21 protein-coding genes are annotated in these 22,223 nt (G+C 41.2%); 15 read left to right on the top strand and 6 right to left on the bottom strand.

Annotated elements, in window-relative coordinates:
* The first annotated feature begins 1 nt into the window (after nt 1).
* The 4 genes from odhB (at nt 2) to ABE28_RS12955 (ending at nt 5,083) form a co-directional block, all read left to right on the top strand.
* A complete protein-coding gene (odhB, locus tag ABE28_RS12970) occupies nt 2–1,273 on the top strand; it encodes a 2-oxoglutarate dehydrogenase complex dihydrolipoyllysine-residue succinyltransferase (RefSeq protein ID WP_064467370.1) in 1,272 nt (423 codons plus the stop codon).
* A 246-nt stretch (nt 1,274–1,519) separates the two neighbouring features.
* On the top strand, nt 1,520–2,275 hold the full coding sequence (locus ABE28_RS12965) for a DeoR/GlpR family DNA-binding transcription regulator (protein ID WP_064467371.1): 756 nt from the start codon (nt 1,520–1,522) through the stop codon (nt 2,273–2,275).
* Nucleotides 2,272–3,192 carry a 1-phosphofructokinase gene (pfkB, locus tag ABE28_RS12960; RefSeq protein WP_064467372.1) on the top strand — a complete coding sequence of 307 codons (921 nt, stop codon included), beginning with the start codon at nt 2,272–2,274 and terminating at the stop codon, nt 3,190–3,192. Before ABE28_RS12965 ends, pfkB begins: the two co-directional genes overlap by 4 nt.
* A 4-nt stretch (nt 3,193–3,196) precedes the next feature.
* Nucleotides 3,197–5,083, top strand: a complete 1,887-nt coding sequence (locus ABE28_RS12955; protein ID WP_064467373.1) for a PTS fructose transporter subunit IIABC — start codon at nt 3,197–3,199, stop codon at nt 5,081–5,083.
* 386 nt (nt 5,084–5,469) lie between these two features.
* On the opposite strand, the gene ABE28_RS12950 is transcribed toward ABE28_RS12955, so the two are convergent.
* Nucleotides 5,470–5,841, bottom strand: a complete 372-nt coding sequence (locus ABE28_RS12950) for a VOC family protein (RefSeq protein WP_064467374.1) — start codon at nt 5,839–5,841, stop codon at nt 5,470–5,472.
* A 174-nt stretch (nt 5,842–6,015) separates the two neighbouring features.
* Between ABE28_RS12950 and ABE28_RS12945 the strand changes: the two genes are divergently transcribed.
* The 3 genes from ABE28_RS12945 (at nt 6,016) to ABE28_RS12935 (ending at nt 7,733) form a co-directional block, all read left to right on the top strand.
* A complete protein-coding gene (locus tag ABE28_RS12945; RefSeq protein WP_064467375.1) occupies nt 6,016–6,420 on the top strand; it encodes a secondary thiamine-phosphate synthase enzyme YjbQ in 405 nt (134 codons plus the stop codon).
* A gap of 32 nt (nt 6,421–6,452) precedes the next feature.
* A complete protein-coding gene (locus ABE28_RS12940) occupies nt 6,453–7,025 on the top strand; it encodes a GNAT family N-acetyltransferase (protein ID WP_064467376.1) in 573 nt (190 codons plus the stop codon).
* A 108-nt stretch (nt 7,026–7,133) separates the two neighbouring features.
* Nucleotides 7,134–7,733, top strand: coding sequence for a cell wall hydrolase (locus ABE28_RS12935; RefSeq protein ID WP_083232074.1), 600 nt, complete (start codon nt 7,134–7,136; stop codon nt 7,731–7,733).
* Nucleotides 7,734–7,792: 59 nt separating this feature from the next.
* Here ABE28_RS12935 and ABE28_RS12930 read toward each other — a convergent pair whose 3' ends face one another.
* Complete coding sequence (locus ABE28_RS12930) at nt 7,793–8,377, bottom strand: DUF2087 domain-containing protein (protein WP_064467377.1); 585 nt, start codon at nt 8,375–8,377, stop codon at nt 7,793–7,795.
* Nucleotides 8,378–8,531: 154 nt separating this feature from the next.
* Here ABE28_RS12930 and trhA point away from each other — a divergent pair, with 154 nt between their 5' ends.
* A complete protein-coding gene (trhA, locus tag ABE28_RS12925; protein WP_064467378.1) occupies nt 8,532–9,176 on the top strand; it encodes a PAQR family membrane homeostasis protein TrhA in 645 nt (214 codons plus the stop codon).
* A 117-nt stretch (nt 9,177–9,293) separates the two neighbouring features.
* On the top strand, nt 9,294–9,782 hold the full coding sequence (locus tag ABE28_RS12920) for a YusW family protein (protein ID WP_064467379.1): 489 nt from the start codon (nt 9,294–9,296) through the stop codon (nt 9,780–9,782).
* 276 nt (nt 9,783–10,058) lie between these two features.
* On the opposite strand, the gene ABE28_RS12915 is transcribed toward ABE28_RS12920, so the two are convergent.
* The gene (locus tag ABE28_RS12915) at nt 10,059–10,631 is read right to left on the bottom strand and encodes a biotin transporter BioY (protein WP_064467380.1); all 573 of its coding nucleotides are present in this window, start codon (nt 10,629–10,631) and stop codon (nt 10,059–10,061) included.
* Between the two features lie 459 nt (nt 10,632–11,090).
* Between ABE28_RS12915 and ABE28_RS12910 the strand changes: the two genes are divergently transcribed.
* Complete coding sequence (locus tag ABE28_RS12910; protein WP_064467381.1) at nt 11,091–11,612, top strand: NfeD family membrane protein; 522 nt, start codon at nt 11,091–11,093, stop codon at nt 11,610–11,612.
* 17 nt (nt 11,613–11,629) lie between these two features.
* Entirely contained in the window at nt 11,630–13,162 is a 1,533-nt protein-coding gene (locus ABE28_RS12905) for a flotillin lipid rafts scaffold protein FloT (protein WP_069191709.1), read from the top strand.
* A 287-nt stretch (nt 13,163–13,449) separates the two neighbouring features.
* On the opposite strand, the gene ABE28_RS12900 is transcribed toward ABE28_RS12905, so the two are convergent.
* On the bottom strand, nt 13,450–13,722 hold the full coding sequence (locus tag ABE28_RS12900) for a hypothetical protein (protein WP_064464666.1): 273 nt from the start codon (nt 13,720–13,722) through the stop codon (nt 13,450–13,452).
* Nucleotides 13,723–13,919: 197 nt separating this feature from the next.
* Nucleotides 13,920–15,539, bottom strand: coding sequence for an ABC-F family ATP-binding cassette domain-containing protein (locus ABE28_RS12895; RefSeq protein WP_064464668.1), 1,620 nt, complete (start codon nt 15,537–15,539; stop codon nt 13,920–13,922).
* 1,680 nt (nt 15,540–17,219) lie between these two features.
* Here ABE28_RS12895 and ABE28_RS12890 point away from each other — a divergent pair.
* Nucleotides 17,220–17,954 carry a hypothetical protein gene (locus ABE28_RS12890; protein ID WP_064464670.1) on the top strand — a complete coding sequence of 245 codons (735 nt, stop codon included), beginning with the start codon at nt 17,220–17,222 and terminating at the stop codon, nt 17,952–17,954.
* A 388-nt stretch (nt 17,955–18,342) separates the two neighbouring features.
* Nucleotides 18,343–20,592 (top strand): RNA polymerase recycling motor HelD, encoded by a 2,250-nt coding sequence (helD, locus tag ABE28_RS12885; protein WP_257390573.1) that lies wholly within the window; start codon nt 18,343–18,345, stop codon nt 20,590–20,592.
* Between the two features lie 38 nt (nt 20,593–20,630).
* Here helD and ABE28_RS12880 read toward each other — a convergent pair whose 3' ends face one another.
* Nucleotides 20,631–21,152: a GNAT family N-acetyltransferase gene (locus tag ABE28_RS12880; protein ID WP_064464674.1), complete on the bottom strand. Its 522-nt coding sequence runs from the start codon at nt 21,150–21,152 to the stop codon at nt 20,631–20,633.
* 143 nt (nt 21,153–21,295) lie between these two features.
* Between ABE28_RS12880 and ABE28_RS12875 the strand changes: the two genes are divergently transcribed.
* The gene (locus tag ABE28_RS12875) at nt 21,296–21,487 is read left to right on the top strand and encodes a hypothetical protein (protein ID WP_064464676.1); all 192 of its coding nucleotides are present in this window, start codon (nt 21,296–21,298) and stop codon (nt 21,485–21,487) included.
* A 73-nt stretch (nt 21,488–21,560) separates the two neighbouring features.
* Nucleotides 21,561–21,974 carry a hypothetical protein gene (locus ABE28_RS12870; RefSeq protein WP_064464678.1) on the top strand — a complete coding sequence of 138 codons (414 nt, stop codon included), beginning with the start codon at nt 21,561–21,563 and terminating at the stop codon, nt 21,972–21,974.
* Nucleotides 21,975–22,223 lie beyond the last annotated feature (249 nt).

Raw genomic sequence — 22,223 nt, 5'->3', positions numbered from 1 at the left:
AATGGCTGAAGTAAAAGTACCTGAATTAGCTGAATCGATATCTGAAGGATCTATTGCGCAATGGTTAAAACAACCCGGTGACCACGTTGAAAAAGGAGAATATGTCCTTGAACTGGAAACGGACAAAGTAAACGTAGAAATCATTTCAGATTATACGGGTACACTTTCTGAACATTTAGCAGAAGAAGGCGACACTGTCCAAGTTGGACAAGCAATCGCCATCGTCGATGAGAATGGATCAGCTGCAGCAGCTCCTAAAGCGGAAGCTCCAAAAGCAGAAGAAGCTAAGGAAGCAAAAGCCGAGCCAGCCAAAAAGGAACAAGCCGCTCCTGCAAAAGGTAAAGCAGAAACGAAAGATGCATCATCCACTCAACAAGTTATTGCTTCACCAGCTGCAAGAAAATTGGCTCGTGAAAAAGGAATTGACTTGTCTCAAGTGCCTGTAGCCGATCCGCTAGGCCGTGTACGTGTTCAGGATGTAGAAGCTGCAAGCAATGCGCCAGCAGCACCTGCAGCAGCAACAAATACAGCGCCTGCAGCTAAACAAGCCGCAGCACCTGTTGAAGTGAATGATGACCGTATTGAAGTGGTCAAAATGACTCGCCGTCGTCAAACCATTGCAAAGCGTCTGGTTCAAGTACAATCCGAAGCAGCCATGCTTACAACTTTTAATGAAGTGGACCTTTCTGCAGTCATGGAATTGCGCAGCCGCCATAAAGATTCATTCGTCAAAGCGAATGATGTTAAACTTGGCTTCATGTCATTCTTCACTAAAGCAGTCATTGGCGCTTTGAAAAAATATCCGCTATTGAATGCAGAAATCAAAGGCGACCATATCTTGAAAAAGAACTTTTACGATATCGGTGTAGCTGTATCGACTGATGAAGGTTTAGTCGTTCCTGTTGTAAGGGATGCAGACCGTAAAAGCTTTGCTGAAATTGAAAAGAACATTTCGGATTTAGCTGTTAAAGCGCGTAGTAATAAATTAGGTCTTTCTGATTTATCAGGTGGTACTTTCACCATCACAAACGGCGGTACTTTCGGTTCCCTATTATCAACACCGATCTTGAACGCCCCGCAAGTCGGGATTTTGGGAATGCATACAATTAAGACACGCCCAATCGCTGTTGGAGATCAAATCGAAAACAGACCGATGATGTACCTTGCATTATCATACGATCACCGTATCGTTGATGGTAAAGAAGCAGTTGGCTTCTTAGTGGCCATCAAAGATATGCTTGAAGATCCTGAACAACTTTTACTTCAAGGGTAACAAATAAAATGATAAAAAAACCTCTGTCATATGACGGAGGTTTTTTTGCGTGAAAGAATATATCGTTATTTTTATAGGAGAAAAAAATAGAGACATCAAGCTTGAATGAATAGAATTTTCTATAATATGAATGTTTATGAACGAATTTTGAGGTGATATGAATGAATTTGAATAATTTTAAATGTTTTTGATTGATTGTTTTGGTGTTTTCATATATGATGATGATATTAAAGTGAGGTGGACGGATTGTTAACGACTGAAAGGCATGAATTCATCATTTCGATTCTAAAAAAACATGGAACGGTAAAGCTGCAGGAGCTTGTAGATCAGCTCCAGGCTTCAGAGTCGACGATTCGAAGGGATTTAGTGCAGCTCGAAGAAATGAAGCTGTTGAAACGTGTGCATGGCGGGGCTTCCTTACTTCAAAGAAAAGGTCTTGAGCCTACCACGATCGAAAAGCAAAACAAAGCAAGAGCTGAAAAGCAGCTCATAGCAAAGCGGGCATCGTCATACATCGAGAAAAATGATTGCATTTACCTTGATGCAGGTACAACCACGGCAGAAATGATTCCTTTTTTAAAAGAGAAGAATGTGACGGTCATGACAAATGGACTCATGCATATCCCGAAGCTGATCGAGCTGGAAATTAAAACCGTTCTAGTGGGCGGTACAATAAAATTCTCAACTAATGCGGTTATCGGAAGCAATGCCGGACAATTTTTGAATGAATACAGATTCGATAAATGTTTCTTGGGAATGAATGGCATCCATCAAGAGCTTGGTTTCACAACTCCGGATCCGGAAGAAGCCTTATTGAAGAAGCTGGCAATCAGTCTCTCTAATGAAACGTACGTACTTTGTGACAGCTCCAAGTTGAATGAAGCGACATTTGCAAAGGTAGCGGATGTAAGCGATGCCATCATCATAACGGATGGCAACGGTGAAGAAGCTGTTGCTCAGCTCCAAAAAAATCCAAAGGTAAAGGTTGTGACCACTTCATGATTTATACAGTAACGCTCAATCCATCCATCGATTATTTGGTAGAGGTGGATAGCTTTCAAATTGGTAGGGTGAATCGGACTTCTTATGACGCAAAATTTCCCGGTGGTAAAGGAATCAACGTTTCCCGAGTTCTTAAAAGGCTTGGAAATGATACGACGGCCTTAGGTTTTATAGGCGGCCAAACGGGTGATTTCGTCAAACGGTTTTTAAAGCAAGAAGAGATTTACACAGATTTTACGGAAATTGCAGGGGATACAAGAATTAACATTAAGTTGAAAACAGGAGTCGAGACTGAAATAAACAGTCAGGGTCCTACCATTTCAAAAGGAAATTATCAACAATTATTCAATCAAATCGAGCAATTGGAAAATGGTGATATCCTCATTTTGTCTGGCAGCATCCCTTCAAGCGTCCCTGCGGATGTATATGCAGCTTTGGCAGAAACTTGTTCTGCTAACGGCATTAAAGTGGTGGTGGATACGAGCGGGAAGGAATTACTGAATGTCCTTTTACATCGGCCATTTTTAATAAAACCCAATCATCATGAACTGGGCGAGCTATTTGGTACCGAAATCAAAACGGTTGCCGATGCTGTTGAGTATGGGAATAAATTGATTGATAAAGGGGCTCAAAACGTAATCGTTTCCATGGCAGGAGAGGGTGCCGTTCTTTGCTCAAAAGGACAGTGCTATTCGGCCAATGTGCCGAAGGGAAAAGTCATCAACTCTGTCGGAGCCGGTGATTCCATGGTGGCAGGGTTCATCGGAACCTATGAAAAGACCGGCGATCTCTTAGCTGCCTTTCGCTTCAGTCTTGCGTCAGGAAGTGCTACAGCCTTTTCATCCGATCTTGGGACATTGGATAAAATAGAAGAATTATTACCTCAAATCGATATCAATCTACTAACAGGAGGCTGACTCTATGAAAATCACGGACTTGTTGAAATTGGATACAATCATCATCGACCTTCAAAGTGTTTCAAAGCAAGCTGTCATTGATGAATTGTCAGGGAAGTTGGCGGATGCCGACCGCTTAAACGATGTGGGGGCATTCAAGGCTGCCATCTTAAAACGTGAAGAACAGAGCACGACAGGAATTGGAGAAGGAATTGCAATTCCACATGCTAAAACGAGTGCTGTGAAGGTACCTGCCATATGTTTTGGAAAATCCGTAAACGGTGTCGATTATGAATCGCTAGATGGCATGCCCTCACATTTGTTCTTCATGATTGCAGCAAGTGACGGAGCGAATGCGGATCACCTGGAAACACTTTCTCGTCTATCCTCATTATTAATGGATGAACAATTTAGAGCCAGCTTGATCTCCGCTTCCACCGGTGAGGAAATAATTGAAATCATCAACCAAAAAGAAATGGAAGCCGATGCAGCAGAAGAGAAAGAACTGCATGCGACTGAAAGCGGAAGTGTCCATAAAAATGGCAAGGTCCTCGCCGTTACAGCCTGCCCGACCGGGATTGCCCACACCTATATGGCAGCGGATGCGCTCAAGGCGAAAGCGAAGGAAATGGGAATCGACTTTAAAGTGGAAACGAATGGCTCGACTGGCATCAAGAATGCATTGACCGCTGCTGAAATAGCTGAGGCGGATGCGATTATCGTTGCCGCTGATAAACAGGTCGAGATGGATCGTTTTAATGGGAAGCACGTGATAATCGTTCCGGTTGCCCAAGGTATCCGGAAGACCGAAGAACTGTTGACTAGAGCGATAAAGCAGGATGCGCCTGTTTACAAAGGATCTGACAAAGATAAAAGCAACGAAGCTGACTCTAAAAGCGGTCTAGGGATTTACAAGCACTTGATGAATGGGGTAAGTAATATGCTCCCATTTGTAGTAGGTGGCGGAATCTTGATTGCGCTTTCTTTCTTTTTTGGAATCGAGGCAGCCGATCCGGCAAACCCACAGTATAATCCCCTTGCCAAAGCATTAAGCGATATTGGAGGGGGAAATGGTGCCTTCTTCTTGCTTGTTCCAATCCTTGCCGGTTTCATTGCTTCGAGTATAGCCGATCGACCAGGCTTTGCTCCTGGTATGGTCGGGGGGCTATTGGCCGCACAGGCCAATGCCGGTTTTCTTGGCGGTCTGATTGCCGGTTTCCTTGCTGGTTATGTCGTATTGCTTTTAAAGAAAGTGTTTTCCAAGCTACCCCATACTCTTGAAGGAATAAAACCGGTACTGCTATATCCTGTATTTGGGATGTTGATTACCGGGTTGATCATGATTTTTCTCATCAATGAACCAGTGACGGCCATTAATCAAGGCTTGACCAATTGGCTCCAAGGCTTATCAGGTACGAATGCCATATTCCTGGGCTTGATCCTTGGGGGGATGATGGCAGTGGATATGGGCGGACCGATTAACAAAGCTGCCTTCACCTTTGGAATAGCGGCCATTGAAGCTTCCAGCTTCGGACCACATGCTGCAGTTATGGCAGGCGGTATGGTTCCGCCACTAGGAATTGCTTTGGCAACAACGTTCTTTAAAAGCAAATTCAGTGAAACGGAAAGGAAATCAGGCTTTACCAATTACTTTATGGGCGCTTCATTCATTACTGAAGGAGCCATCCCTTTTGCTGCAGCGGATCCATTGCGGGTCATCGTTAGCAGTGTGATTGGAGCAGCGACTGCGGGAGCACTGTCAATGGCCTTTCACGTGACACTGCCTGCACCACATGGAGGAATATTCGTCATCCCTCTCGTCAATCACCCTGTACTCTATTTGCTGGCCATATTAATAGGCTCTCTCATCACTGCATTATTATTAGGTGTCTGGAAAAAGAAACAGCCGTGAAAAGAAGCGGGTCCAATTAGATTGGACCCGCTTTTTTGATTACTTCTTGAGTTTACCTTTTCCTGGCGTCCTCATAATGTCCTTGTTTCTTTTTTACCCCCTAATTATTAATGAAAAAAGGTTTGCACACACAAATTGTATTAATAAAAACGAATACTGACCAAATGAAATTCCCTGTAAAAGGCTGTCGATCTTGATAGGATTTAATTAAAGCTACTCCTATAGGTCTTTTGATGTTTTAAATTCTTTCATCAAAAGGTTCATCTAAATGATCCCCTTCACCCTTTTATTACCTTAAGATGAACTGAGATGACCAAGAATTTATTCATAACACGAATTTCGAACTTGTCTAAAATTTGAACAGGTCCGAATTGGTTTGTTCCGGATCATTTATTCCATTCCAAAATCTCGATACGGTTTCCGAAGGGGTCCGCCACGTATATGCGGTTTGCACCAGGCAGCCTTTCGTCTTCTATAAAGGATATTTCGTTATCGATTAAATGCTGTTTCAGGGCCGGGAGATTTTTGATTTCCAGCGCTGGATGGGCCTTTCGGGCGGGAATGAAGGGTTCCTCTGTCCCAATATGGATGTTGATCGAACCTGCTTCAAACCATACCCCTCCGTTAGCCTTTAATGTCTCGGGTTTCTCGACTTCCCGTAGCTTTAAAATGCCATGATAAAAACTCCTGGATATGTCCTCGCTACCATTTGGGGATGCTAATTGAAAATGATCGATTGATTTAAAATGGAAGTCCATTATTCACACTCTCCTGATTCATTATATTTCCAATTTTAAAACGAAAACTACAATAAGGAAAGGTTGATTAATTTATCGGTAGAGATAAGTTTACTTTATTGCCTTTTGGTATAAAAGCATAAGTCTCAAGGGAATGGGTATAGAAATAAAAATGACTAGAAGGAGTGAACGGGAATGCTGAAGAAATATACGTTAAAAACGACAAAAAGGGATGATATGATTGATGTTTCAAACGAAGTGCAGGCTTTCATCACGGAATGCGGAATTCAAGAAGGCATCGCGCTCATTTATTGCCCGCATACGACTGCAGGAGTTACGATAAATGAAAATGCCGATCCTGATGTCAAAAAAGATTTGCTGAGAAGATTGGATGAGCAATATCCTTGGAATCATACACTGGATTTACATATGGAAGGAAATACGGCGGCCCATTTGAAATCAAGTACAGTCGGCGCTTCACAACAGGTAATCATTCATAAAGGAAGTTTAATTCTTGGAACATGGCAGGGTGTGTACTTTTGTGAATTCGACGGACCGAGAGAGAGGCAATATTTCATTAAGTTGGATGTTGACCGTTAAAAAGGAGCTTAGGCGGAAGTGGAGGATACAAATTGGAAGATGTTCGAATTGAAGGTAAAAGAGTTAGCTTACGGAACGTGAAGGAAGCTGATCTTAAATGCTTATGGAGTATGAAGTATGGAGAAGCCAATCCGGAATGGAAGAAATGGGATGCACCATATTTTCCTTTGGAGCTCGTTGATTTCACTATGTTTATCGATAAAGAAATGAAGATGAAAGCCTTTGATGAAAAGGTTGGGGCTTATTCAGAGCTTTTGCTTGAAACTGATGACCAAATAATAGGCTCCATTGTTTATTACTGGGAACACGAACCTTCACGCTGGCTTGAAATTGGAATTACGATTTTCGAGCCAACGTATTGGAATGGTGGATATGGTACGGAAGCGCTCATATTGTACATGGGCTACTTGTTTGAAAATATCGAGATTGAACGAGTTGGGCTGACGACTTGGTCAGGCAATCCGCGTATGATGGCTGTTGCCGAAAAGGTAGGAATGCAAATCGAAGGCAGGATGAGAAAATGCCGTTATTATGATGGCATATATTATGATTCGATCAGAATGGGAATCATACGTGATGAATGGGAATCACTGAAAAAAGGATGATCATTGATCCGTGTAATTTTTTCCTTGATTTCCTTGGAAAAAATTTAGTGCTGTTTTCTCTTATATGGTTTGTTATCCTTGGTACATGCTTAATGAGGAGGTTACAGGATGAAATTACCAGCCGTAATAGCTGTGATAATGACTCTAAGCGTCATTGCAATAGGAATCATTTTCCCTAAAGGAACGACCAGTGAAGCTTCTGATGGAGCAACCAAGCATGTCATCAAACAGGGCGAATCGATATGGGATATTGCTAAGCAGTATGGGGTGCCGATCGCGAAGTTAAAAGAAGTCAATCATAATGTAAACAATGTTGCCGAACCTGGTAAAACATTGATCATTCCACATGTAATGAATGAAAAAGATAAAGAATTATTAGCAAGGCTCGTTCATGCTGAAGCAAAAGGGGAACCGTACAGAGGAAAAGTGGAAGTCGCTGGTGTAGTATTGAATCGTTTGGACAGTGATGAATTCCCCGATACTGTGAGGGAAGTGATTTATCAAAAAAATCAATTCTCCCCTGTCGGCGACGGGAGTATCAACCGACCTGCCGGTAAAGACGCAAAGAAGGCTGTCAACGAGGCACTGGCGGTTCATGGCTACACGAATGATGCCTTGTATTTTTGGAATCCGAGCATTTCGGATAGCAAATGGATGGAAAAATTGGAGGTCATCAAGATCATTGGCGGCCACCATTTTGCCATTTAATAACATCGAACCGGCTCACCCTCTTGAGGGAAGCCGGTTTTTTACTGCAATAATTCATGTTACTCGATAGTGGCCCACATCTCGCGGGGATTCAGTTCATAAATGCTGTTTTCCCTATACATGATGCTTCCGATGATAAGCTCCCGTCTTATCGTTGCGTAATCATCATGAAAGGTTTGAATGAATGAATTCAAGTCTTTTTCCTCATATTTACGACCGTTTTCCAAAAGGCTAGCTATATGATAAAGAACGATCAATTTCTTTTTCCTTTGTGCTGGAATGGTTTTCAATCGACCATCTGCCGTAAGGAAATTTTCAAGGATCTTTTTTTGCTCTCCTGACAGTTTTTGCGTATCCATCTTGGATTCCCCTTTTTTTAATATCATTTCAGGCAATGCCCGAGAATAATGCTGAAGGACATCATCATTTAAGAAATAATATACCGAATTTTTCTCCCTGCGATCTCTCACTAAATTAATCTCCTTCAATTTAGTCAGATGATGTGATATGGTTGGGGCGGTCAGACTTAATATGCCTGCTATTGCCTGGCCGCGTTTTGGTCCATTTGCGAGAATCGATATAATCCTGATTCTCGTCACATCGCCCATCGTTTTATGGAATGCGACCAATTTTTCTATTTGCACGCCTGTACCTCCTAATTAGATTGTTGTCTAATTAGATAATAATCTAATTAACTTCCATTTTCAAGTAAATATTCACTTTCCTACATGGCTATGACTGAACTGATGTATAATAAAGATATCAAATAATGTTAATGAAAGAGTTAGGAGCTGTAACATGGCCAATACACATATTTATACGAAAAAAGAAGAAGTGGTCAATGCGATAACTCACGGAATCGGTGCGTTATTGAGCATTGCCGCCCTAGTATTCTTAATCATACACTCGGCACAGGAGGGACCGCCTTGGCATGTTGTCGTTTCAGTCATTTATGGCGTCTCCATGCTTCTTTTATATCTATCATCTACCCTGGTTCATAGCTTTCCGGAGGGGAAAACAAAAGATTTATTCGAAATCTTCGATCATTCAGCAATCTACATATTCATTGCAGGCACATATACGCCGATTATGCTGCTTGTAATACAAGGAACCCTCGGTTGGACGTTGCTAGGGATCATTTGGGGAGTCGCGATAATTGGAGTCGTCTTCAAAGCTTTCTATGTGAAAAAGTTCTTATTCCTTTCAACGATTCTTTATATCGCCATGGGGTGGATGATCGTGATCGTATGGGGTCCGCTGACTGCAACGATGCCTTCTGCTGGCATCCAGTTGCTGATTGCAGGGGGGCTGCTTTACACGTTTGGCGCAATCTTCTATGTATGGCGCGGTTTTCCCTTCCACCACGCCGTTTGGCATGTATTCGTTCTTGGTGGCTCGGTCACACACTTTTTTGCTGTATTGTTTTATATCATTCCACTATAAGTCATTCCAGCGTTTCCTTCATTTGGCTTACCTTAGGAAATCTAAAAGGTTTTTGGTTTTAAAAGACTTCTTTTAGGAAATAGATAAGGTATACAAACTTCCAAGGAGGAAATGACAATGAAAAGAACATTGAAAGTATTATCAGTACCATTTGCGGCCATGCTAGTTTTGGCTGGATGCGGGGAAGACAAGGACGAAGTGAAAAATCCACCGGTTCAGGAAAATGAAAACCAAGCGGACACGAATACTGAAACGGGAACGGATAATAATAATGAAAAGCTACCATTCGCGTTCAAGGACTTCCAATTGGAGGTTGACTATCCAGGTAATGATAACGACTATGAAGCAGAATATGATGCTACAGGGGCTCAAACGGAAGCTTCCATTGAAGACGAAGCGAACAACCACAAAGTTCTTGGTGATGAAGCCATGAAAGAATTGACTCCTATGTTAGAGAAATTGACTTTCACGAAAGATTCCAAAGATGAGGAAGTCATTCAAGAAGTGACAAAAGTGTTTAATTTGAAGGATGACTATGAAGAGTTTGATTTAGAAGTCGTTTTTGATGATGGCACGAAAAAAGAGTACAAAGTGAACAATAAATAAAGACGCAAAAAAGGTATCCACCATTAATATGAAGGCTTACTTATATTTCCTCAACGGTTGTCAAATGGCCGATCGTATAGTAAAATGGATACGGTTAGCAAAGGGGATAACATATATTTGCTATCATATTCGGACTTATGGGGATAGGACCGCAATAAATAAATGTAAAAAAGATTCTTTTATAAGGGTCTTTTTTTTCTATTTCATAAATGGATAACAAAGAGGGGGGGAGGGACCGAAAACCGATCCCCTTTCTTGCTTTAGCCTAGGTAAAGCTTAACGGGAAAGTGTCGCATTTTTTTTGGGAAGCATATTGGCTGTTGCTAATCTGGATCGAATCGTGATGCCAAGCCAGGATGCAAGGAAAGCCTTCAGGATGCCGACGATGATAAATGGAGCAAAACCACTGGCAAACGCTACTGTCCAAGATAGCGAACTCATATATTTCAACCAAACCGTTCCGATTATCAAGGTAAGTAGCATACCGATTATATTTGCAAGGAAAGCCATTGGCACGGTGAAGCGGGTTTTTTCCAATATCAGGCCTGTTATATAGACTGTTGGTATATAGGATAATAAGTAACCGCCCGTTGGACCGAATATTTTGGCCAGCCCGCCGGACATCTCAGCGAAAACCGGCACTCCTGCGGCTCCGATGAATAAGTAAAGCAAAACCGAAGATGTTCCATAACGTGAACCAAGTATTGTCGCTGCCAGCCCGACAGCCAATGTCTGTCCTGTGATCGGTACCAATGGCAATGGAATCGTAATTTGTGCCAGTATTCCGATAAGTGCTGCAAACAAAGCTGTAACCATCATCATTCTTAACTTCTCATGACTTTCCTTCATTATGCTTCCTCCTATTGTAAACCTATTATAATTATAGTTAACATATTAGAATTTTAATATGTTACGTAAGCACTGTCAATAACATTATGCTTCGCAGTACCTTAGACCCACTGAAAATTCGTTTGTAAAACGTGAAAAAATGCTTAATCTTGACCTCAGGCAGCAAATGAATGAATTCTTCGCTAATTTTGGGAGATCAAAGTGACTTTCATATGTATATATTGGATGCCCGGTTTCTTCCCCATTAATAAGTCTTACATCCCGAAAGAATTGGATAAATTATTCTAAAGGTGGGAGAAAAATGAAACTTTCCGATCTGTCACCCGTATTAAAGGTATGCAGCATAATTGGAGGGGATCATATATCACGAACATCATTATCATTTCGCAGCAAATTGCTATCCTAGGCCGTTAAAGGCGGACTGCTGCCTAGGAAAATCAAATTTAAAGGATGAAAGAGATGGAGTTATTCGGAGTTCCATTAGAAACGATCTATTTATATGGATTAATTATTTTCGGGGGGCTAACATTCTTATTCATTTTGTTTAATGATATATTCTCTGGCCTTGAACTACCGGATATATTTAATCCAACACTCATTTTCAGTTTTTTAACGGTCTTTTTTGCAAGTGGATTTTTGCTTGAATCGCTTACAGGAATCAATAGTGTGATGAATGCCGCGATTTCCCTGCTAATTTCAATTTCCATCGTCACCCTACTGAACGTATTCGTGTTGATTCCCATCTCATCTGCAGAGGAAAGTTTAGCCTTTCATGACAACGATCTGAGAGGCAGGGTCGGCAGGGTCCTGACATCGGTCCCGGTTGATGGGTTCGGGGAGGTCTTGATCGAAAACATCAGTGGAAGCATTGCGAAGACTGCAGCCAGCTATAAGAATGAAGAAATTGTTTCGAATACGAAAGTCTTGATCATTGAAGTGAAAAACGGGGTAATCTATGTCATTCCCCACGAGAATGAATAAGGGGTAGGAGGTCATTTATGTTTAGTTTAATCTGGATTGTCGTTGCCATTGTGGCATTTTTATTGATCGCACTCATTGCTGTTTTTGTTACGAAATACCGTACTGCGGGTCCTGATGAGGCCTTGATTGTAACCGGAAGCTACTTGGGCAGTAAAAATGTCCACGTCGACGAATCAGGAAATAAAATTAAGATTGTACGCGGAGGGGGAGCTTTCGTCCTGCCTGTGTTCCAGCAAGCGGAACCATTAAGTTTGCTTTCTAGCAAACTCGAGGTCTCGACTCCGGAAGTATATACGGAACAAGGGGTTCCTGTCATGGCGGATGGTGTCTCGATCATCAAGATTGGCGGTTCGATCACCGACATTGCCACAGCGGCTGAACAATTTCTCGGAAAATCCAAAGATGACCGTGAACAGGAAGCGCGCGAAGTGTTAGAAGGTCATCTTCGTTCCATTCTTGGTTCGATGACAGTCGAGGAGATTTATAAAAACCGTGAAAAATTTTCCCAGGAAGTGCAAAGGGTAGCCTCACAGGATTTAGCGAAGATGGGGCTGATTATCGTCTCGTTCACGATTAAAGATGTCCGTGATAAAAACGGATACCTTGAATCTCTTGGTAAGCCAAGAATCGCCCAGGTGAAAAGGGATGCCGATATCGCTACAGCTGAAGCAGAGAAGGAAACGCGAATCAAGCGGGCCGAAGCATCGAAGGAAGCCCAGCGAGCCGAGCTTGAAAGGGCGACTGAAATAGCCGAAGCCGAAAAAATCAACAAACTGAAGGTAGCGGAATTCCGGCGTGAGCAAGATATTGCCAAAGCTCGTGCTGACCAAGCATACGACTTGGAAACCGCCCGCTCCAAACAGGATGTAACCGAGCAGGAAATGCAAATCAGGATCATCGAGAGGCAAAAGCAAATCGAGCTGGAGGAAAAAGAGATCCTTCGCCGTGAAAAGCAATATGATTCAGAAGTGAAGAAAAAGGCGGATGCCGATCGTTATGCGGTAGAGCAGGCAGCTTCCGCCAATAAGATGAAACAGATAACGGAAGCGGATGCCGATAAGTATAAAATCGAAGCCATGGCACAAGCGGAAGCGGAACGCGTTCGTATGGATGGTCTAGCCAAAGCGGACGCACAAAGGGCACAGGGTACGTCTGAAGCCGAAATCATCCGTTTAAAAGGGGTGGCAGAGGCTGAAGCCAAACAGAAGATTGCCGAAGCCTTCGAACAGTTCGGTCAGGCAGCCGTCATGGATATGATCCTGAAAATGCTTCCGGAATACGCCAAACAAGTGGCAAGCCCGCTTAGCAATATCGACAAAATCACTGTCGTCGATACAGGCGGAAGCGGTGCGAATGGCGGGGCCAATAAAGTGACGGGTTATGCAACGAATTTAATGGCCACATTGCAGGAATCACTAAAGGCATCTTCAGGCATCGATGTCAAAGACTTGCTTGAGAATTTCTCAGGGAAGCGCAATATATCAGTAGCCGCCATCAAACAAGAAAATCCTGAAGTGAACATGGATATGGCAGCAGGCAAGGAAGAGTGACGGTTAAGAAAAAATGAAGGAAGGTAAGAGTATTTAATGCTCTTACCTTTTTTGGTTTTAAGATAGTAAATTGCGATGGCAGCACGCCTATACAAAGTTAGGTGAATGCGTTAGTCAGGTCTGACTTAAAAGGCTGCGGAACGAAACCATTTCGCAACCTTTTTGTATTTTATTGAAAGCAATTAAGTCCAAATGATAAAAGCTTAAAAAATGGAAGACAAATTTTCTTTAAATCTAATTTGCCTTCATTCTGATACTTAGGCATTAAAATCTTCTTTTATGGTCAATCAACATATATGGTCATCATAATCGGTTCGAAGGAAATCCAACATTTGTTGCTTTTGCTGCGAATAATGAAAGCAATTAAAGTAAAAGGAGAAGTCATCAAAAAAAAGTGGATTTTTTTCGTCAAAGGCAAATGCGCTTAAAAAATCAGAAATGATCCGCTCTTGATCGAGTGAGTCAAACAGCCCCGATACATAAAATTGATAATTGAATTTATCGTATAAAAAAAGATAGCCAGTATCTTCAAAAATATTCTTCACGGAATGCCCATCCAAACCAACCCACTCCTTTCTTCCCACTATACCTTTAAATCAATGGTTTTATACAATGTCCATCTATGGTTTTTTATTATATTTCAAACAGACCGTTTTTTATTCCTTCAATACGTTGAAAGGGTAAAAAGAAATGGATCAAAAGGGGAGGCATCACGAAAAAAGCACATCCAATTATGGATGTGCTGCTTTTAAAAACATTACTTGTACATTTCAGCCACTTGTTTTTGCAATTGGCTATTTTCAAGATACTCATCATAGCTGACTTGCTTATCTACCGTGCCTTTAGGTGTAAGTTCAATGATCCGGTTCGCAACAGTTTGAATGAACTGATGGTCATGAGAAGAGAAAATCATTGATCCCTTAAAGGCGATCAACCCGTTGTTCAATGCTGTTATGGACTCTAAGTCCAGATGGTTAGTCGGTTCATCAAGCATAAGTACGTTGGAGCCGCTTAACATCATTTTGGAAAGCATGCAGCGGACTTTCTCGCCCCCTGAAAGAACACTAGCCTTTTTCGTCACTTCATCACCAGAGAATAGCATTCTCCCAAGGAATCCGCGCAGGAAGCTTTCGCTTTGATCATTTGGGGAATATTGACGAAGCCAATCGACAAGAGTCAAGTCGACGCCTTCAAAGAATTCGGCATTATCTTTAGGGAAGTATGCCTGTGAAGTCGTTACGCCCCACTTGAAAGATCCGCCATCCGGTTCAATTTCTCCGGCCAAGATTTTGAACATGGTCGTTTTGGCAATCTCATCTTTGCCGACAAATGCAATCTTGTCACCTTTGTTCATCGTGAAGCTGACATTATCCAGTATTTTGATGCCATCGATCGTTTTCGAAATTCCATCCACGCGAAGCAGGTCGTTCCCGATTTCACGCTCAGGTGTGAAACCAACATAAGGATAGCGGCGTGATGAAGGCTGGATATCATCCAAACTGATTTTATCCAATAACTTCTTACGGGAAGTTGCCTGACTCGATTTGGATGCATTGGCACTGAATCGAGCGATGAAATTTTGCAGCTCTTTAATTTTTTCTTCTTTTTTCTTGTTTGCATCTTGAGTCAGTTTAAGGGCAAGCTGACTGGATTCATACCAGAAGTCATAGTTCCCGATATACACTTTGATTTTACCGAAGTCAAGATCTGCGATATGTGTACAAACCTTGTTAAGGAAGTACCGGTCATGGGAAACGACGATAACGGTATTTTCAAAGTTGATCAAGAATTCTTCCAGCCATTTGATCGCTTTCAAATCCAAGTGGTTGGTAGGCTCATCCAGTAATAGAACATCCGGTTTACCGAAAAGTGCTTGGGCAAGCAACACTTTAACCTTGTCGCCACCGGTCAATTCAGCCATCTTCTTCGTATGCAGGTCTTCTGTAATGCCTAGGCCTTTTAAAAGGATGGAAGCTTCAGGTTCCGCTTCCCAGCCGTTCAATTCCGCAAATTCTCCTTCAAGCTCAGCTGCTTTCATACCGTCCTCGTCCGTGAAGTTTTCCTTCATGTAGATGGCATCTTTTTCTTGCATCACTTGATATAATCTTTCATGTCCCATGATGACGACTTTAAGGACTTCCTCTTCTTCAAAAGCGAAGTGATCTTGCTTAAGTACGGCAAGGCGTTCGCCTGGTCCCATATGAACATCTCCGGATTGTGCTTCAATTTCACCAGAAAGGATTTTTAAGAACGTGGATTTACCTGCACCATTTGCACCAATAAGCCCGTAGCAGTTTCCAGGCGTGAATTTTATATTAACATCTTCAAACAGCTTACGATCGCCATAGCGTAAACCAACATTATTTACAGTAATCATTTATTTACATTCCTCCAAAATACTTTTGTTTCAACATAAGTTTCATTATTTTTTTGATGTGTCACATAAAAGACAGTTTACATTCATGTATGCTTTAAACTGTGCATCATTTAAATTGTATCTTATTTCAGTTGAAATTTAAAGGTTCATTAGCAAAAACAAGTGAATACAGTAAAAAATTTGATTACTTTGACAATGGATATGGGGCTACCATTTCCTGTAATGAATGAGGATAACTGATACTTACTAATTATCAATTGCAAACTGAATTGAGGGTACGTGTCATTTTTTCATATGCGCTAAATGGAGATCCTGCTTACATCGATTTCATCTAATATTGGAGGAGGTGCCGGTTCTTAAAGAAATAAATGGAGAACATATGCCTTTTCCAGGTGTTAGTCAGGAGACATACTGGACGATTGTTCAAGCGGACATGCTTTCAGCTTCGCTGAGTGACATATGGTCAATCCTATATGTTCACACAAATATGAGCTTTTGGAAGAAGATGAACGGAATAGGATGCGGGATATTACCCGGATACCATATGGCTTGTTGAATTTTGATTGAAGGGAAAAGGTATAAAGATACATAGAATTAATATTTCAAAGATAACCACAGGAGAATATATTTTATTTTTGATAAATGTTTTTTTATAGCCATCATCATCCAAAAAAACATGAGTACTGGTATGCAAAATACGTCGGAACTAATTCTTTTATGAACGAAATAAGCTAAATAAAATGCGTATGAGCAAAGCATGTATCGTTAGTTTCAGCATTTTCACTTTAGAAAAGGCAGGAAGGTCAAACAATGCACGTCCACCTTCAGTTCGAGTTTTTTAGTAATGTCAATATTGGGAGGAGATAGCTTTTGCATTTGTCAAGTAGATTACCACATTGGTGATATGATCACTTTCTCGCTCTCCCAGTATTAAACCGATTGAGATGACACTCCGAAAAACCTACAGTATTTAAAGTGATTTTTCTGTTGCCTACTCCAAAATACTTGTGTGTCAATACTTTTAACACAAGTTCAGTTGATTCTTCAAACTATGCCATCCAATATATTGTATCTTATTTCTCAGGAAATAAAAGGTAATCAGTAAAAACAAACGGTTAATGGGAAAAAAGTATAAAAGGGCATTTGATTTCAAACAAAATTCGTGGAAGGGATAGAAAATCTTTTCCGTTCATATATAAAGGTCCAAAGACTCATTGTAAATTCCTTTTATATCCGTAATATAAATAATTGTGACTTATGTAATGGGAGGAACTTTTATGATTGACTGAGCAGTGGTTCAGGTTGCCTAATATGGATGAAATAGTTGTGTTTTTATAAACTCTTACTGCTTCCGCCGCATTTAGGGTAGTGGGTGTTTTGATGGAAAAAAGCATGTTTACAAAAGGTTGCAAATAAGAGAAGTTCTTCAGCAGTGAATATTTTCTATATAGTCACGAGAGATTTTGTCAGTTTAAGCCGATGGATATTTAACGTAATTGTATGCGTTGAACAATATGGGAGTTCATATAAATAAGAAAACTTGAACGATATGTAATAAGCTGTTTTGTGCCATTCAAGGCTCTTTTTTTATGTTTCAAGCGTTAAATTGAAAAATTAGTAGTAAAGGCAACGTACGGTAGCGTTCGTTGGTCGATATTTAATCATTTGGAGGAAGAGTAAATGGGTTTATTTACAAGTAAGATTGCGGCAGGTGTAGTATTAGGAGGTTTTACTTTGGCTGGGGCTGGGCTGGTATTCACAGGGACTGGCACATTGCAGCAGGCTACCGATTTTGTTAAAGAAGCAGGAACAAAGTTAACTCAATTTGAAGGAAATGAGAAAACCTTGGTGAACAAGATCAATACTTTACGGGATAGTGCTAATTCTAAAATTAATGAAGCGAATGACATCATCAGCGGGAAGAAAAACGAGATTTCAAAATTAAATAAAGATATTAAAAATATGACCTCAGAAAAAGATAATCTAACAACGGACATCGCTTCACTTAAAGCTGATATTACAAATCTAAAAACAAGCTTAAACGATTCCAACACGAATTTGGACGCGACCAGGGCGGCTCTAAATACTAAGACTAACGAGTATAATTCGAAAGTAACGGAGTTGAATGCAACGAAAGAAAAGATTGCTAAATACGAAGGTTTGCTTATATATGCTGAACAAAAAGCTGAAGAAGCAGATAAATTAGTGGCGCAGCTAGAAAAAGAGGTTCAGAAAGCCAATGATGAAGTCAAGGCACATGGTGAGGCAGTGAAAAGCGTTAAAGAACAAACCAAAGATGATCAGCCGCTTACCCAGAAGGAAATGGATGCAGTCAATACAACCTTGACAAGTGTTGATTCCGGAGCAACTACCGATATAAAACCTACGGCAACAGGAGAAGGCTCCATAAAATAATATTTACATTATAATAGTAAGGGGGTGGAGGTCATTTCTCCACTCCTTTGTTCTTGTTTTATTAACGAAAGCTTCAAGCAGTCCCTCTCACCTCGTTCAACTTCTGCGCATACCTCCCAGACATATTAATTCTCATCAGCTTATGCTTCCTAGTACGAAAAGGCTTAACATTACGAAAAATGAGATAAAGTTTAAGATCAGCCTCATCAGGATTTTTTTCCCAAAGTGTTGATTACACGCATCTGGATCCTGTAGCAGTCGACTATATAAAGTTAAATCAAAATTGGAAGAATCATGCATTTAGATTTGTCAACCATAAGGTTTTCTGATAGTATGAATGTCCATTTCATCTTAGTATCGGTTTAAAAGTGAAGGGAGAGTGGGAGATTTGGGAAGTCATCCGGATTTTGAGAAGGAGCGGAAAAGGCTGGATTTTACTAAACGCTATATCGATGTAGTCATCAAAACCTCAGAAACGAGCAAAGATCAATTTCAGCGGAATATGCAAGAAGCTTTTGGTGATGCGGATTGGTCTGAATCCGGATTGTATTCTCAGCTGCTGACGACAGCGAACTTTTTTGAAATGTCCAAAACTGAACTGGAGAGTCTGCGGAAGGCGAGTAAAAAGCCTTATTTTGCTAGAGTCGATTTTGAAAGAAATGATGGCGGCAGCGGTGAGATGCTTTATTTCGGAAAAACCTCCCTTTACCAGAGGGAAAGCCAGGAACAGATTATCGTCGACTGGCGATCACCAATTGCCAATCTTTATTACGAAGGAAGGATTGGCCAAATAGAATACGAAGCCGAAGGGGAAACTTTTAGCGGTAACATTACGTTAAAGAGACAGCTAATGATCGAGGAAGGTATCCTGGAAGAGGTAAGGGACATCGATTTAACGACAACGGATGAATTGTTGCAGGAATCCCTTTCCAAAAGCTCAAGCAATCGGTTGACCGATATCATTACGACGATTCAGGAAGAGCAAAATAAAATCATTCGTGCGGATTTGAATAAACCGATCATCGTTCAGGGGGCCGCAGGCAGTGGCAAAACAACAATCGCTTTGCATAGGATATCCTATTTCATTTATCACTATAAAGACATGTTCGACCCACGGCAATTGATGATTTTGGCTCCGAACAGGGTATTCATCGATTACATATCGGAGGCATTGCCTGAATTGGGTGTTGAAAAAGTAAAGCAATTCACATTCGCCGAATATGTCCAGGCGGCAATCGGAAAACAAGTGAAGCTTGCAGCAGACGATAAGTTAATTCGATTGCTGGAGAAGGATGATGAAGAAACAAAGGCCGCAGTCTGGATTTCAGGCTTGAAGGGCTCTCCTGGGTTCAAAAATATTTTGGACGAATATGTGAAGGATATATTCAGCGGATTTCATCCGGATGCTGATTTTTATTGTGATAAGTATCGCCTTTATTCGGCTAAGAAGTTCGTCAGGTTATTGGAAGAGGATTATTGGTATTTGCCTCTATACACCAGATTGGATAAACTGAAGGCCATATTACAAAATGAAGTGAAATTGAAAAAGAAAACTATCATTGAGCGGGTCACTGAATTTTATGAGGCTAAGATCGAAAAGGCACTCTATAAAAATATCGATCCGGTCATACGTAAGGAATTTGTTACGAAATGCCACGATAAAAAGGAGGAGCGGATCAGGCAGGTTCAAAAGGCGATCCGAACTTCTGTAAAAACCTATTTCAAGCAATTTCAAATGAAAGACCTCTTCCAATACTACGAGGAATTGTTTGGAGACCCTGGGCGGCTGGCCTCGTACAGTAACGGAAAACTGACTTTGGAAGATGCTGATACATTGTGTGCCTATAATCGAAGATTGTTTTCCATGAAAAACTATGAAACCGAAGATTTGGGTGCATTATTATATCTTCAGGAGCGGCTTTTCGGTGTCGCCAAAGATAACAAAGCAAAAAATGTCGTCATCGATGAAGCACAGGATTATAGCTTCATGCAGTTACAAGCACTCAAGACGGCAGTGGATACGGATATGTTCACATTGGTAGGTGACTTGGCACAAGGCATCCATTCATACCGGGGCTTACAAACGTGGGAGGAGGTCCACCGGCGTATTTTCCCGCGGGCGACATATACGGAATTACAAAAAAGCTACAGGACGACCGTCGAAATCATGAACCAGGCTAATCAAGTTCTTCAGTTATTAACATATGATTTCCCTGAAGTTGAACCTGTTGTCCGTCATGGCAGGGAACCTGAATTCATCTCCATTGACAAGGGTGGGTGGGAAGAAGAGCTGATTGACCGGATTGAAACGCTTAAAGAGGAGGGCTTTAAAACGTTTGCGGTGATTGCCAAAACGATGAAGGATTGTAAACTGGCTGACGATAAGCTAAGCGAATACAGTCAAGCCTTCCACCTAATAGACGAGGCCGGAAGCATACCGAAGGACAAAACCCTCATCGTTCCTTCATACCAAGCCAAGGGGCTGGAATTCGATGTTGTCTTTGCCATATCGCTGGAGGAAACGTATGGCACCGAAAATGACCTTGACATCAAACTGCTATACGTCACGATGACAAGGCCGTTGCATCGTCTATATTTTTTAGGCCGGAAGAAAGACGCCTTCCTTATCGAGACGTGAAATATAGGGGGTGGATGTTGACCTGCACCTTGGAAACTTCACAAATGAATCAGGATATCCTGGATATCCTTCCACCCGTATCCTACTTCGATTAGCTCGATGCCAGCCATTTTAACCGTCTTTTCAGCAACGGCCAGACCTCCTAAAGTCTCGTAAAAGCCGCATGAAGGATTATCCTTTAAAGCCCAAATGATTAAATTCTTATGGCCCATTTTCATAAGTTCATCAATTACCGTTTTTATCATTTGCTTGCCGAGTCCCTGTCGCTGATATTCTTTTAAGAAATAGATGGCATACACTTCACCTTGTATATGCGGGTCATTCGTTTGTTCAGGCCCGCCTGATGCAAAACCGATGATTTCCCCGTCGGAATTTTCGGCTACAAATGTGACATTATGCAGCATTTTTAAATTCCTTTGCCAATTTTTCATCCGGGTTTCAATGTTCAATGAAGCTAAATAGTGATGTGGGAGAATTCCTGCATAAGTTGATTGCCAACTATTTACATGCACTTGGGCTATACCTTTTATATCGTTCTCCATCGCTTTTCTTATTTTCATTAAAAAACACCCTTTGCTTTTATTGTTTTTTACCTAGAATATCATGGGAAGGGTGAATAAGCATTTAAATTATGTTTATAACTACCTTATAAGGGAAATGAAATAAAAGAGCGATTCAACTAGATGAAGGGAAGGATGAGAAGATGACTTTGAAAGTTGGTTTTTATTTTCCAGGAGGTAAAGAAATAGAGCATGAGGTTGAAGGTGATGACTCAACTCAAATGATTTCAAATATTCAAAAGCACCGATATTATAATTTGGTTAAAGGCGATTGTCATTATGTCGTGGATACGGAGAAGGCAGCTTATTTTTCCGTAACGGAAATATCGGATTGAAGATGAACCGCATTGGACTTTTGTTCCAATGCGGTTTATTCTTTTTAGTATCGATAAAAAGGGGTTTTGAACAATGAAGATTAATTTCACAAAAAAACAATATGAAACGTTATTCAAAATGGTTCAATATGGATATTGGGTCGCTTCCGATACGGAAAACAATAAAGAGTTTGGGGAGATGGAACAGTACATCAATTCCTATGCCAAAGATTTCGGCATCGAAGGGGTGCAATTTGTGCCGGAATATGAGCTATATGATATAAGCAGGGAGTTGGAAGATCAACTTCATAAAGTGATAGACGAGTATGAAGAAGGCGTCTTCCAGGATAAACTCGCCTATCACTTGGCGAGAAAAGAGTTTATCGCGGAATCTGAGGAACAAGAATATAATCAAGAAGAAGCGTTTAAACGTCTTATGGAGCTTGAAGAAAAGTATCACATTCATATCGAAGAGCATGGAATACGAAAATTGAAGGTAGAAGAATAATGGGAAAGAGCGCGGTTTGGCCCTCTCAGACTATTGACGGACTCTCGATAAGATGATTTTTTAAGGTAAGTACTTAACTATCCTGGAGGATTTGGACTACGGGCATTCATTGCACCGCTGGCATTCCTTTACCCAGAGGCGAATTTCAGCTTGTGAAATCCCACGTATACGCGCATTACGGCAGGATTCTCACTCTTTCCGCTCCATTCCACTCGGAGTTAACACAAAGGTGTGGAAACTTGCTTGCCA

Origin of the sequence: Peribacillus muralis (genome assembly GCF_001645685.2) — a bacterium.
In the GTDB taxonomy this organism is placed as follows: domain Bacteria; phylum Bacillota; class Bacilli; order Bacillales; family DSM-1321; genus Peribacillus; species Peribacillus muralis_A.
Note: the sequence above shows the minus strand (reverse complement) of the source record. Positions and strands in the feature narration are given on the sequence as shown.